12 protein-coding genes are annotated in these 13,162 nt (G+C 70.0%); 5 read left to right on the plus strand and 7 right to left on the minus strand.

The features are described from left to right. Positions 1-139: 139 nt before the first annotated feature. The 3 genes from JYK02_RS31790 to JYK02_RS31800 are packed head-to-tail and all read left to right on the plus strand — an operon-like array spanning position 140 to position 3,133. Positions 140-1,000, plus strand: a complete 861-nt coding sequence (locus JYK02_RS31790; protein ID WP_207056626.1) for a hypothetical protein — start codon at positions 140-142, stop codon at positions 998-1,000. A gap of 33 nt (positions 1,001-1,033) precedes the next feature. Further along, positions 1,034-1,897, plus strand: a complete 864-nt coding sequence (locus JYK02_RS31795) for a hypothetical protein (RefSeq protein ID WP_207056627.1) — start codon at positions 1,034-1,036, stop codon at positions 1,895-1,897. Between the two features lie 54 nt (positions 1,898-1,951). Beyond that, positions 1,952-3,133, plus strand: coding sequence for a Kelch repeat-containing protein (locus JYK02_RS31800; protein WP_207056628.1), 1,182 nt, complete (start codon positions 1,952-1,954; stop codon positions 3,131-3,133). A 4-nt stretch (positions 3,134-3,137) separates the two neighbouring features. Here JYK02_RS31800 and JYK02_RS31805 read toward each other — a convergent pair whose 3' ends face one another. The 4 genes from JYK02_RS31805 to JYK02_RS31820 form a co-directional block, all read right to left on the minus strand. After that, positions 3,138-4,058 (minus strand): hypothetical protein, encoded by a 921-nt coding sequence (locus JYK02_RS31805; RefSeq protein ID WP_207056629.1) that lies wholly within the window; start codon positions 4,056-4,058, stop codon positions 3,138-3,140. A gap of 66 nt (positions 4,059-4,124) precedes the next feature. Further along, positions 4,125-6,392 (minus strand): xanthine dehydrogenase family protein molybdopterin-binding subunit, encoded by a 2,268-nt coding sequence (locus JYK02_RS31810; RefSeq protein ID WP_207056630.1) that lies wholly within the window; start codon positions 6,390-6,392, stop codon positions 4,125-4,127. Positions 6,393-6,403: 11 nt separating this feature from the next. Further along, entirely contained in the window at positions 6,404-6,865 is a 462-nt protein-coding gene (locus JYK02_RS31815; protein WP_207056631.1) for a 2Fe-2S iron-sulfur cluster-binding protein, read from the minus strand. After that, positions 6,862-7,533, minus strand: coding sequence for an Isoquinoline 1-oxidoreductase subunit (locus JYK02_RS31820; protein ID WP_207056633.1), 672 nt, complete (start codon positions 7,531-7,533; stop codon positions 6,862-6,864). The genes JYK02_RS31815 and JYK02_RS31820 overlap by 4 nt, the downstream gene beginning before the upstream one ends. A gap of 351 nt (positions 7,534-7,884) precedes the next feature. Between JYK02_RS31820 and JYK02_RS31825 the strand changes: the two genes are divergently transcribed. After that, positions 7,885-8,250 (plus strand): hypothetical protein, encoded by a 366-nt coding sequence (locus JYK02_RS31825; RefSeq protein ID WP_207056635.1) that lies wholly within the window; start codon positions 7,885-7,887, stop codon positions 8,248-8,250. Here the strand turns inward: JYK02_RS31825 and JYK02_RS31830 are convergent, their stop codons facing one another. Then, a complete protein-coding gene (locus JYK02_RS31830; protein ID WP_207056637.1) occupies positions 8,251-8,961 on the minus strand; it encodes a siderophore-interacting protein in 711 nt (236 codons plus the stop codon). A 111-nt stretch (positions 8,962-9,072) separates the two neighbouring features. Here JYK02_RS31830 and JYK02_RS31835 point away from each other — a divergent pair, with 111 nt between their 5' ends. Beyond that, positions 9,073-9,840: a DUF6600 domain-containing protein gene (locus JYK02_RS31835; RefSeq protein WP_207056638.1), complete on the plus strand. Its 768-nt coding sequence runs from the start codon at positions 9,073-9,075 to the stop codon at positions 9,838-9,840. Positions 9,841-9,880: 40 nt separating this feature from the next. On the opposite strand, the gene JYK02_RS31840 is transcribed toward JYK02_RS31835, so the two are convergent. Together JYK02_RS31840 and JYK02_RS31845 are read right to left on the minus strand one after the other, a co-directional pair. Continuing rightward, the gene (locus JYK02_RS31840; protein ID WP_207056639.1) at positions 9,881-11,275 is read right to left on the minus strand and encodes a hypothetical protein; all 1,395 of its coding nucleotides are present in this window, start codon (positions 11,273-11,275) and stop codon (positions 9,881-9,883) included. 76 nt (positions 11,276-11,351) lie between these two features. Further along, complete coding sequence (locus tag JYK02_RS31845; RefSeq protein ID WP_207056640.1) at positions 11,352-13,070, minus strand: B12-binding domain-containing radical SAM protein; 1,719 nt, start codon at positions 13,068-13,070, stop codon at positions 11,352-11,354. Positions 13,071-13,162: the final 92 nt, after the last annotated feature.

A 13,162-nucleotide genomic window follows, 5' to 3' on the forward strand; every position in this document is an offset into this window, starting at 1 on the left:
CTCCTCCCTCTGGGGAGCGCGTTGGTACGGCTGTTGAAACAGGTCACTGCATCCACGGGTCGCGGCGGTAGCGGCGCGTCGTGGCAGGGGGAGCCCCTCGGCGGGCACTTCCTTCACTTCTGTGAATGGAGGCAGGACCATGCAGCGCAACAAATCGCGAGTCTTCTCGCGCGCGGGCACTTTTGTCGTGACCCTGGGGTTGATGTCCGGCTCCGTGGCGGTCGCGCAGGACCGGCCCACGGCGGAAAAACCATCGGACATTCCTCCCAGCCGCGTCATCGCCGGCCGGGTCCTCCACTCGCCTCCGAAGCTGGATGCGGCGGATGCTCGCAAGAGCGTCAGCGCCTTCATCACCTGGGCCGGGGAGTCCGTGGTGGAAGAGCAGTACGACGCCCGCCGGGCGCTCGTCTCCGCCGCGAAGCAGCCGGCGCTGGTCCAGGCCTTCACCGAGGAGATCCTCGCGGCCCAGGAGTCCGGTGACACCAGCCGCGCGCTCGTGGGTCTGGGCCTGCTCGGGGAGATGCGGACCTACGACGGCGCGAAGTTCCTCGTGGAGTTCGTCCGCCGGCCCCTGCCCACCAAGGGCACCGTCATCGAAGGCGAGCTCCAGGAAGAGGCCCAGGCGGCGCGCCTGCAGGCCAAGGCCATCGCGGGCGTCGCGTACATGCGCAACGCGGACTTCGACCGCGAGGTGGCGAACCAGGCCGGCAACCACCCCTCCGTCATCGTCCGCGCGGAGGCCATCAGCGCCTTCCTGTGGAACCGCGGGGACACCCTGGAGGCTCGCAAGGAACTGGAGCCGTTCGTCCGCAAGGAGGAGCGCCTGTTCCTGGACCGCGTCCGGCGCGTCAGCGGCGAGGGCGCGGAGGCGTTCAACCGCAAGCTCACCGCCTACCTGAAGGCCCACCCCGAAGTGCAGGCACCGGATCCGGAGCGCAAGGACGAGCGCCCGCCCGAGGAGAAGCCCAACACCTTCGACGTGACCCCTCCGAAGTTCTGACCTTCCCTCACGACCTGAGGAGCGAGAACGCCCATGAATCTCAAGCAAGGCATTGCCCTGATGTCGTCCGTCCTGGCCTTTGGCCTGGCCACCGAGGCCGGCGCCGTCTGCACCCAGACGGCCGCGAGCAACGCGGACCGGGCCCTGTGGAACACCCACGGCTGCTGGCAGGACTTCTTCCTCTGGCAGTACCAGGCCTACGGCCTGCGCTCCGGGGACTGGAGCAACCGCGGCTGGAATGACGCCTGCAACGTCAACCTGGAGTTCCCCAAGCACTGGAACGCGTCCTACCTGCTGACCTACGGCATGGCGGACAACCTGTCCCAGTCCTTCCACGGCACCACGGACTACCGGGCCACGGCGGAGGCGCGCAGCAGCAACTTCCACGACAGCCTCTACCACAGCATCACTGACCGCACGGACGTCTTCGGGACCTTCACCCCCCGGTTCTGGCCGTGGGACACGGACCGCGTGGAGACGGCCTGCCCGCTCTACAACCCCAACGTCAGCAACTCCAACCCGGGCTCGCGCGCGGGTGACTACATGCACGAGGGCTGGCACGCGTACTTCGACAAGTACAGCTTCAACAATGGCAACGTCGGCGGCCACCGTCCCGGCCCGCAGGGCGCGTGCACCATCAACGGCTGCGACTACTTCTACTTCCACGGCATCGGCGCGTATGCCTTTGGCGCCATGTGGGAGAACAATGGCACGGCCAGCCGGTTCCACTCGCCCAACCAGGTGCAGGTGGAGTTCCTGTGCGACGTGGCGGATCAGTCGCAGTGGTGGATCCCGCTGAGCGTGCGGCAGACTGCCGCCGCGGATGCGAACGCCCGCGCGGCGTCTCGCTTCATCAACGGCCCGGGCTACACCTGCGGCAGCCCCCGTCCCTGGTAGCAGGAGGAATCCCCGATGGCGCATTCGAAGCGTGACGCAGTGAAGCCGTTTCGGATGCGCCTGGGTTCAGGCCTGTTCCTCCTCACCCTGGTCTGCTGCTCGAGTCCACGGAAGACCGGGGTGGAGGAACAGGGCACCTGGGAGCCCCTGCCCATGGGCGCGAGCCCTGGCGCGGGGCTCCAGGTGGCGACGGTGTTCGACGGCCAAGGCGTCCTGCTCTGGGGCGGACTGGGCGGCTGCACCGTGAACGGGGTCTGCGGAGACGGGGCCCGGTTCGACCTGGCATCGCGGACCTGGACGCCCCTGGCGACCCAGGGGGCTCCCGCCGCCCGCACCCTGCACACGGCCGTGTGGACCGGCCAGCGGATGCTCGTCTGGGGCGGCGTCGGCTGCGGTGATCGGCCCCAGACGCCTTGCGGCGACGGCGCGGCCTACTCACCGTCCACCGACTCCTGGAGCGCGCTTTCGGCCCAAGGCGCGCCCTCCGCTCGCGGCTGGCACTCGGCGGCATGGACGGGACGGTGGATGCTGGTGTGGGGCGGCGAGGAGCCCCTGCAGTCGCGCGTGCTGGGCGATGGGGCCCGGTACGACGTGGAGGCGGGCGCCTGGACGCCCATGTCCGGTGCCGGGGCCCCCGGGGCCCGCCGCTACCACTCCTCGGTGTGGACGGGGGAGGCGCTGATGGTCTGGGGCGGCAGTGGCGGCGCCACGAAGGACGTGGCGCTGCGCGATGGCGCGGCCTACTTCCCCGATTCGGACACCTGGCGTCCGCTGTCCTCCGAGGGGGCTCCCCAGGGACGCTGGGCACATACGGCGGTGTGGACCGGCTCGAGGATGCTCGTCTGGGGCGGCCTGGGGTGTGGCAGCGACGGGCAGGACTCGCCGCGCTACTGCGAAGGAGGCGCCGTGTATGACCCGCTGCAGGATGCCTGGTCGCCCATGTCCGGCAAGGACGCGCCCTCCCCTCGTACCGGCCACTCCGCGGTGTGGACCGGGACGCGGATGATCGTCTGGGGTGGCGCCTCGTCGAAGTGTGGCTCGGGGGGCGCCTGCTCGGATGGCGCGGCCTATGACCCCGCCACGGACACGTGGACCCCGCTGCGCAACCAGGGTGCCCCTTCCGCCCGCTCGGGACACGCGGGTGTGTGGACCGGGGACTCCCTCTTCATCTGGGGCGGGATGGGCAGTGGCGGTTCGGAGATTGCCCTGTCGGATGGCTCCCTGTTCGTGCCCTGAGCCATCAATCCATCGGCATCTCCGGGCCGGTCGCCAGGGTCTTGACGTCCCGGGCCCCTACCTCCACGACCGACAACTGATCGCATCCCTCGTAACAGATGGGACGCGTCAGCGCGAACAGGCGGCCGTCCAGCTCCAGCAGCACCGAGGCCCGCTCGCCGGAAATGTCCTTCTCGTCGACATGAACAGCCTGGTCCAGGCGCAGCACCTGGAGCTTTTCCGGAGTGCCTACCACCCACGCCTGAACCCAGACGTTCGCGATACAAGCAGCCTTTGTCGAAACCATGCGACGGGTGAAGCGGACATGGCACACCTGCGGGCGCTCCGCCGTTCCCCGTGCGCACGCCATCATCTGATACGGGCCCATGGCGAGTTCCTGAGCAGAGAGGGCCTGCTCCGTCCAGCCTCCGGCGCCCTCACAACTGTCGCCGGCGGCCTTTTGCAACCGCTGGCCCAGCTCCCCCCCTGAGGGGAAGGCCGCGAGCACCTTGCGCGTGAGCGCATCCCGCAGCGGGCCTTCGGGCGGAGTCGTGAAGATCCGTGCCCGGTCATCCTTCGGGCCCAGCGAGACGGCGTACACCACGTCATCCTTGAGCCCGTCCTGGATCCGGGTGCCGGGCAGGGCATCGCCCCAGGCAGGCTGGAAGGGCTTCACGGCGGCATCCGTCCGCAGGGCCACGCGCCCCAGGTCCGAGCCATCCGCCTTCGTCACGACGAAGCCGGACCAGGTGGTGGGCCCCTTCGCGCGCAACGCCGCTTGCGTCGTCAGGGCCTGCCACTGCCCTGCCTTGTATTCGAGCACAGGCATGAGCAGGTGCCCGTCCTGCTCCGTTGCCGTCTCCTGAGCCACCAGCACGGTGGGGGGCGGCTCGGCGGACACGGGTGCGGCACAGACCAGGGCAAGGGCGACCAGGGGCATTCTCATGCCCACGGGGTTTGCAACCACCGGGCCGGCCACGGTGTGGCCATCCAGCCACACCGTGGTTTCTGCTCAGACCTTCACGCTCTTCACCAGCGGCAGCTCGCGCACGCGGGTCCCCGTGAGCGCGAACACGGCGTTGGCGAGGGCTGGCGCCACCGGGGGCACTCCGGGCTCTCCCACGCCTCCCGGGCGGCCGTCGCTGGGGATGATGTCGACGTGGATCTTCCTCGGCGTCTCCGCGATGCGCGCTAGGCGGTAGTCGCGGAAGTTGCTCTCCACCGTGGCGCCGGCCTTCATCGTGATGGCGCCGTAGAGCCCCAGGCTCAGGCCGAACACCACCGCACCCTCCATCTGCGCCCGGACGCGCTCCATGTTCACGATGGTGCCCGCGTCCGCGACGATCCACGCCTCGTCCACCCGGATGCGCTCGTCCGCGTCCTTCACCACCGACACCACCACCGCCACGTACGACAGGAAGCTGCGGTGCGCCGCGAGCCCCAGCGCCCTTCCCTGCTGCTTGCGCTCGTCCCAGCGCGCAAGGCCCGTCACCCGCTCGATCACGCGACGCAGCCGCGCCGTGTCCACCGGGTGCTCTTCAATGGACTGGCCGTAGTTCGGCACCTTCGCCACGCCCAGGTCCTTGGGCGTCACGATGCGGGACGGCCCCAGCACCTCCAGCAGCGTGTCGCGCGGATCCGTGCCGCGCGCGTGCGCCAGCTCGTCGATGAAGCTCTGCACCGCGAACGCGTGGTAGATGTTCGCCACGGAGCGCAGCCAGCCGATGCGCGTGTGCGCTCGCGCCTCGCAGTTCTCCATCCGCACGTCGGGGATGGCCAGCGGCAGGTCGATGATGCCCTGCCCCATCTCCCCCTCTCCCGCGAACGTCGCGTCCGCGAACGTGGAGCCGATGGGCGGGAACGCGATGCGCTGGTGCCACGCCACCACCTTGCCGCTCGCGTCCAGGCCCGCCTCCAGCCGCTGCGCGCTGGTGGAGTGGTAGTAGTCGTGGCGCACGTCGTCCTCGCGCGTCCACTGCAGGCGCACCGGCGCGCCCACCGCCTTCGCGACGAGCGCCGCCTCCACCACGTAGTCCGGCTTCGACTTGCGGCCGAACCCGCCGCCCAGCAGGGTCACGTGCACCGTCACCTTCGACGGGTCGAGGCCCAGCGCCTTCGCCACCTCGCTGCGCGCGGCCTGCGGGTTCTGCGTCGTGGCCCACACCTCGCAGGTGCCGTTCTCCACCTTCGCCACCGCCGCGGGCGGCTCCATGGGCGCGTGCGCCAGGTGCGGCGTGTTGTACGTGGCCTGCACCCGCTTCGCCGCCTTCGCCAGCGCGCCTTCCGCGTCGCCGACGTTGCGCACCACCTTGCCCGGCTTGCCAATCACCTCCAGCAGCTGCTCGCGGTACGCCTCCGAGTCGTAGACGGCGTTGTCCCCGCCCTCCCACGTCACGTCCAGCACCGCGCGGCCCTTCATCGCCGCCCAGGTGTTGTCCGCCACCACCGCCACGCCTCCCAGTGGCTGGAACAGGAAGGGCTTCTTCGCGGCCGGCAGCTCCACCACCTGCCGTACGCCCGGCACCGCCAGCGTCTTCGCCGCGTCGTAGCGGGCCACCCGGCCTCCGGCCACGGGCGGACGCGCGATGACCGCCGTGCGCATCCCCGGCAGCACCACGTCCGCGCCGAACACCGCCCGGCCCGTCACGATGTCCGGCCCGTCCAGCAGCGGCAGCTCCTTGCCCAGGTGCTTGAGCTCGCTGCGCGGCCGCAGCGTCACGGCCTCCTTCTTCGGGACCTTGAGCTTCGCCGCGTCACTGGCCAGCTCGCCGAACTTGAGCGTCCGCTGCGTGCCCTTGTGGAACACCGCGTGGTCGCGCGCCTCGCACTCCGTGGGCGCCACCTTCCAGCGCTTCGCCGCCACCGCCACCAGCATCGTGCGCGCCGTCGCGCCCGCGTAGCGCAGGTCATCGAAGATCTTCCGCACGCTGCTGGAGCCGTCCGTGTTCTGGTCGCCGTAGGCCTCGTCGCCGTCGCCCTGGACCACCTTCACGTGGGCCATGTCCGCGCCCAGCTCGTCCGCGATGAGCACCGGCAGCGAGCTGCGCACGCCCTGCCCCATCTCCGAGCGGTGACAGACGATGGTCACCACGCCGTCCGGCGCCACGTGCACGAAGACGTTGGCCCGCAAGCCTTCCGCGGGTACGGCCGGCAGCGACGTGGGCATGGGCGCGGCGTGCGCCCTGGCGGGCAGCATCACCTCCAGCCCCAGGCCCCCGGCCACGAAGCCCATTCCCGCGAGCACGGAGCGGCGCGACAGACGGATGCGCGTGTCTTGCATGGTGGGGGTCCTCACTCCGTCGGCAGTCCCGCCGCCTTCTTCACGGCGGTGCGGATGCGCGTGTACGTCCCGCAGCGGCAGAGGTTGCCCGCCAGCGATTGATCAATCTCCGCGTCGGTGGGCTTCGGCTTCTTCGCCAGCAGCGCCGCCGCCGTCATGATCTGCCCCGCCTGACAGAAGCCACACTGCGGCACCGCCAGGTCCACCCAGGCCTTCTGCAACGGGTGCGAGCCGTCCGGCGACAGGCCTTCAATGGTCATCACCTCGCGGCCGTCCGCGCGGCGCACCGGCGTCACGCACGAGCGCACCGCCGCGCCGTCGATGTGCACCACGCACGCGCCGCAGAGCGCCTGGCCGCAGCCGTACTTCGTCCCGGTCAACGTCAGCAGGTCGCGCAGCGCCCAGAGCAGCGGCATCTCCGGATCCACGTCGAGCACGTGCTCGGTTCCATTCACTCGCAGACGGATGCTCACGGTCGGCTCTCCTCGCGCGGGCACTCCGCGCCGTCCTTCACCCACGCGGCCATCAAGGCCCCGAACTCCGCCTGCGTTCCCGGCGCCGGCACCCGGTCCGCGCCCGGCTTCCAGCCCCAGCCCACCAGCTCGTCATGCGCGGAGTGCTCGATGATCTCCGCCAGGTTCTTGCCGCCGTTGCGCGCTGGATCCTTCAGCTGCTCGCACAGCGAGCGCGGCGTGCGGCCCTCCCAGAACATCGCCTTGGGCGCCAGGTGCCACTTGGGGGCGCCAGGGACCCGCGCCAGCTGCGCGTTGCGGTCCTGGTGGCAGGAGGTGCACTCCAGGCCGGGCACGCCGTTGTCCTCGGGGCCCCGGGCCACCGGCGGATCATGGACCTGGCTGTTCATGCCCTGCAGGGGGCTGTCCCCCACGGGGTGGCAGTTGACGCAGCGCGGATGCAGCATCACGCGGCTCGCCTCCAGGAACAGCGCCCGCGAGCGCTCCTTCTTGTCGCCAATGCCCGCGAAGGCCTCCGGCGTCCGGAGCACCCGCGGATCCTCGGGCGGCGGCACCGTGGCGACATGCGCCGCGCGTCCGCCACATCCCGCGCCAAACAGGAGCGCCAGCGACATGCCCGCCGCCCCCGCGCCCAGCACGACTCCCAGTGCTTTCGAGCGAAGCTTCATCGTGCCCCGTCCATCCCTTCGGCCAGAGGTCGCCCGGCCTCACGCGCAGCGCCACGCGGCCGGACGGCGCATGATGCCCGGGTCCAGCCCCTCGCGAGCGTGTCAAAAAGCCGAATGGCCTGTGAAGGGTTTCTTCACAACGGTCCGGCCTGGGAGTGCACGGCGCCGCCACGCGGCGTGGGGGACAGCGGCCTTCGTGAAGGCCCCCGTGCCTGAGTGACAGGGGGCATGGGCGCGATTGACGGAATGTCCTTTCAGAGGCCCCGGGGCTTCGCGCAAGTGCGCGGAATCGCGTGCGCGGGGGCTTGGAACGCCGTGTGTATTGGGAAGCGCGCAAGGAGATAGCCCGCCATGCGCCAGAGCCCCGCGTCGTCCGTGTTCTCCCTCACCCGCCTCTTCGTCGAGCAGTGCGCCCGCTGGCGGCTGCGCGAGGAGGTCATCGCGTTCATCCTCGAGTTCGGCACTCCCGCCCGCGCGTGCGGTGCCACCCACCTCACCGTGCACGAGCGCGACCTGCCCGCGGCCCTTCGCGATTCGTCGCTGGCCCGGCAGGCGCGCGGGTGGATCCTCATCCTCAATGACGAGGACCGGCTCCTCACCTGCTACCGCCGCCAGGACGCATCGCGCTTCCTGCGGCAGAAGTCCAAGCGCCGCCCAGCGGGCGTCACCCGGGGCCGCGACGACTTCCTGCGCGGCCTCGGGTTCGCTCCGGCCTGATCAGTCCAGCCCCGCCTTGCCCACCGCCCAGTAGGCCTTCACCCTGGGCGTGGCGCGTTCGCCGTCGCCTCGCAGCCGGGTGCGCAGGGCCTGGATGGACTGTGCCCGGCCCGTCATCACCAGCGTCGCGCCGGGCTTCGCGCGCAGGGCTTCACGCAGCCGCTCGTGGACCTGCGTCAGGTGCGCGTCCCCTGGCGTGCGCTCCACGTCCTGGCCCTCGAAGCCCAGCTCGCGCAGCGCGGGCGCGCAGTCCTCGCGGCGCGTCACCTCGAAGAGCGGCGTGACGTCACGCTTCGCCGCGGTCCGGAACGCGTGCGCCACCGCGAAGGACGTCTCGTCACCGAAGAGCACCACCGGTGCGTCGCCGGCCTCCAGCGCCAACGAGCGCCGGGGCCCGAAGAACTGGACCGTGTCCCCGACCCGCACGTCGCGCCCCCACTTCGCTCCCGGGCTGTCGCCGTGCAGGTACACCAGGAAGGCCGTGGCGCCGCGCGCTTCGTCCCAGGACAGCGGCGTGTACGTGCGCATGCCCAGCCCTGGCAGGAACACCTGCACCTTGTCGCCGGGGGTCCATCCCTGCCCCCGCAGCGCGGGCCCCTCGCAGTCAATCTGTCGAAAGGCGCGGGACAGCTCGCGCACCTGCGTCACTCGGGCTTCGGTGAAGAGGAAGCGGCCCAGCATGCTTCCCAGCATGGCCTTCGCGGATGCCATTGGAACCTCCGTTCAAGCATCCATACGCCCCCCCTGCCGTGCCAGGCTCGTGAAGTTGCGTGAAGTCATCCGCACCTTCCAGGACAGGAACCCCCACGAAAGGAACCGGACATGGCCTCCTGGCTCAACCGGGTGCGCTGGCTTCGGACCGGCGGCGTGAATGTCTTCGCCATCCTGGCAGCCAGCGGCTGCGCCATGAGCCCGGCGGGGGAATTCGGGCCGCAGGCGACGGCGACCCCGGCGGCCCTCACCCAGCCCATGTCCCAGTTCCGGGAGGTGCTGGCCCCGTACGGCACCTGGATGGAGCTACCGGACGAGGGCTGGGTGTGGCGGCCGGATCCGAACGTCGTGGGCGCGGACTTCGTCCCCTACTCCACCGGTGGTCAGTGGGTGGACAGTGACTGGGGATGGACCTTCGAGAGTGATTGGGATTGGGGACAGGCGCCCTTCCACTACGGCCGCTGGTTCGTCGCGCCGTCGGTGGGTTGGGTGTGGTGGCCCGACAATGAGTGGGCGCCCGCGTGGGTGGACTGGCGGTGGGGGGATGGCCTCATCGGCTGGCAGCCGCTGGCGCCTCCCGGCATCAGCACCGGACTGAGCTGGACCTTCGTGGGCGTGAACGACTTCGTGCGGCCCGACGTGGGCACGCATCGCCTGCCGGCCTCACGGGTCCAGGAACTGATGGACAGGACGCAGCCCGTGGGCGAGCACGTCGTCGCCCGCGAGGGGCACTGGAACCGGGGGCCGGAGCCGGAGAAGGTCGCGCAGGTCACCGGCCAGGAGGTTCCCCGCGCGAAGCCGATGACGCCGCCCACCGGTCATCCGCCGCGTGAGCAGGCCGAGCACGGGCACTCCGAAGGCGCCCACCGGCAGCGGTGACGGAGCGGTTCGTCAGTCGAGCAAAAGGTCCGTCGCGAGCCTACTTCACGCAGTGAAGCGCAGGCCCCTTGGGAATACCGTCCCATTGGCTCACGCTGAGCAACGCGATGGACGAGTTGTTGTGCGTGATGGCCTCCAGGCAGCTCACCGGCCACAGTCGTCCGTCATCCAGATAGAACGCGGCAGGACGTCCCGCCGCGCCGTAGACGGCCGCTCCCGAGTGCATCGAAGCCCCGTATGGGATGCGATAGAAGATGTCTGACGAGACGGCAATCGCATTGCGCGACAGGTCCAGCGCGGGCGCGGCCAGTGCGAATTGGAGCCGCGTCCCGCCGCGCACCAGGGTGAGCGGCAGGCCAGCGGTCTGGACGAGGTAGTTCTCGTAGACCCGCCCCACCGGCACCTGGTCGCACGAGCGCCCCGTCAGCAGATCCACCCCACTGTGCGCCAGGTTCCAGGTGTTCACGTCGCCCGTGCCCACCGAGCGGAGGACGTCCACCGGGACCGTGCCGCACGTGGACGACGCAACAGCGTGCTTGTCCGGCCGAGACACGATGGCCGGTCCTTCCGTCCACGTGCCCGCGACGTCGAACTGGTCCACCTGCTGATTCAGCGCGCTGTTGAAGAGGAAGACTCGCGTCGCACCGGCGGTGCTTCCGTCCACCGCGACGGCGAACGTGTCGTTCGTGTCCACGTACTGCCAGTCCACGGAGAACGCGCCAATCAGCGAGTGCCGCGTGTGGTTCGCAGCCGTCCGGGGCGCGAAGCCCGTGGCCGTCAGTTCCTCCACGCCCGTCTGGAAGGTGGGGTCCGACGAGCGCAGGACGAACTGGCCCCCGCCGTTGCCGTCCACCGCGTAGCCCGTGGAGTCCGTGAAGATGAGGTAGAACTTCCCATCCACGTACGTGACGCTCGGCTGTCCCGCGCCGTACTTGTTGGGCACGGTGCGGTAGTCCCGCGCGGGCACGATGATGGGATTGCCGCCATTGAGGCGCGTCCAGTTGAGGCCGTCCGGGCTGGACGCCACGCCAATCATCGTGGTGCCCGTGCCGTCGCCGTAGCCGCCGTAATACATGTAGTACGTCGCGTCGACGCGGATGACGGACGGATCACAGACGTGGATGCCGTCGAACTGCGCGGCGTTCCCCGTGGGCGCGAACACCGTGTTGTGACTGTTGGCCGCCGTGGAGCCGCGCGCGTGCCAGGGGCCGCTCAGGCTGTCCGCCTCGGCGTAGAGGATGTAGTCGCCCGCGATGCCGCCGCACCACCACATGCGGTAGACGCCGTCCTTCATCACGCTCGGCACGTAGTCATACGAGGTGCGCGAGTAGACCGGCGTGTTGCCGCCCCGGTAGTTCGTCACCGTCGCCGCGCCAGCCGCTGATGCCAGCAGGCCTCCAGCCACGGTGAGCCACAAGGTCGCATTCCTGAACATCGGACCGCTCCTTTTCACGAAGAGGAGCTGTCAGGATATCCAGCTTTTATTGCTATTGCACGCTTTGCTCCGACACCTACGCGGGCTGGAGGAACCGCCCGTCCACCAGGTGTTCGATGACGTCATGGGCGGACTGCGGATCCAGCCTTGCCTTGGTCCCCAGGTGCGTCACCGCCTGGGAGACGGTGGTGGGCTGCTTGAAGGCATCCAGGGCGGTGAGGAGGATGGCGCCGTCCTCGCCCTGCGTCAGCGTGGCGTCGTTGTACCTGCGCGGGCTCACGGTCGGAGCGCAGCTCAGGGTGATGCCGTCCACCGAGCGCAGGACCGTCACCGGCTCCTTCGCCAGCTTCGCGGGCGCGCGGTGGCTGCCCAGCCAGTCCCCCAGCGTGAAGCGCTCCGTCGAGGGCGCGGTGTTCTTCAGCCGCGTGCGCCCGTTGAGGGGGACACGCTTCCTCGCGTCGCGGTGCTTCCAGGCGAGCTCGTCCACCCGGTCCGAGTTGCGCTGCACCGCCGCTTCCAGCTCCGCGTCCTTGAAGCGGATCATCGGCACGGACACGTCGCCAGGCTCGCGACGCTCGAAGTAGCCGAGGAACTCCGCGAACGTCTTCGCCTCCGTCACCATGTCGAAGCGCGCGGGGTGCTCCGTGACGAGCGCTCCCGGCTGCGCCTCCAGCCGCTGGTAGCCCACCACGCAGTCCAGGCCGATGACCTGCTCCACCAGCCGCAGCTCCTCCGCGAGCCGCGCCTTGTTCGTGAACGGGAGGCCTCCGATGCCGGAGATCTCGATGTCGACGTTCGGATGGCGGCGGACGGACTCGATGACGTCCAGCAGCTCGCGGTCCTTCGCGCACGGCTTGAGCAGGCCCTTGGACATCTGCTCCAGGCGCTGCTGTTCGGAGAAGCAGCCGATGTCGATGACCATGTAGATGCGCTCGAAGGTCGCCGCGAGCGCCGCGACCAGCTCCACGCGCGGCACGCCCCAAAGGAAGTACGTGCAGCAGTGGCGGGAGAGGTCCACGCCCGCCCAGGTGCTCCCCAGGAACTCCGCCGTGCTGCCCGCGAAGTCGTAGCGCATCTGCCACGTCCGGCTGGCGATCTCCTGGTGGTCCCGGCGCACGTTCTCCTCGGCGCGCAGGAACGGCTTCGCGCGCCCGAAGTCCGCCTTCTGGTTGCCACGCGCCCCGCCGCAATACAGGCAGTTCTCCCCGCAGCCCTTGCCCGGCGCGACCCAGCCGGAGAAGGAGTGCGCGTCGCGCTGGCTGAGGAAGATGTCGTTGAAGTGCGAGTAGTAGACGTCCTGCGTGTTGGTGGAGCGCTGCACGTACGCCAGCGGCAACCGGCGGGGACGGCCATCCGGCGTCCGCGTCACGACGTTGGGCGGCGCCTCCTCTCCGTTGCAGAGCGCCAGCAGGGGCGCCTCACCGTCACCCAGCACGACGTGGTCGATGCAGTCGTAGCCGCTCAGCTCCTTCCACCAGTACGACGCGGAGTTGCCTCCCACGACGATGCGGATGGACGGGTCGATCTTCCGCACGGTCCGCGCGATGAGCAGCGCGCGGTCCACGTGGTGGAACCACTTCAGGCTGATGCCGATGAGCTTCGGGCGCACGCGGGCGATGAGGCGCTCGAAGGCGTCCTTCACCTCCCCCGCGCTCTCGTCGCCGTCCCACAGCCGCACGAAGGCTTCGATCCCGCCGCGCCGCAGGTAGCTCGCCAGGTAGAGGATGCCGCACGTGGCTTCGCCCGTTCCGGCACCGACGAGGAGGACTGGCGAGAGGGCACGACCACTGCTCATGGGACGACCACCGGCCTTGAATGGGGAGACAGCGCCAGCGTAGGCGAAACCCACCAGGGCCCGCGTGGATTCGTCGCCTCCCCTCCTCCCGG

The organism is Corallococcus macrosporus (assembly GCF_017302985.1).
GTDB lineage: Bacteria > Myxococcota > Myxococcia > Myxococcales > Myxococcaceae > Corallococcus > Corallococcus macrosporus_A.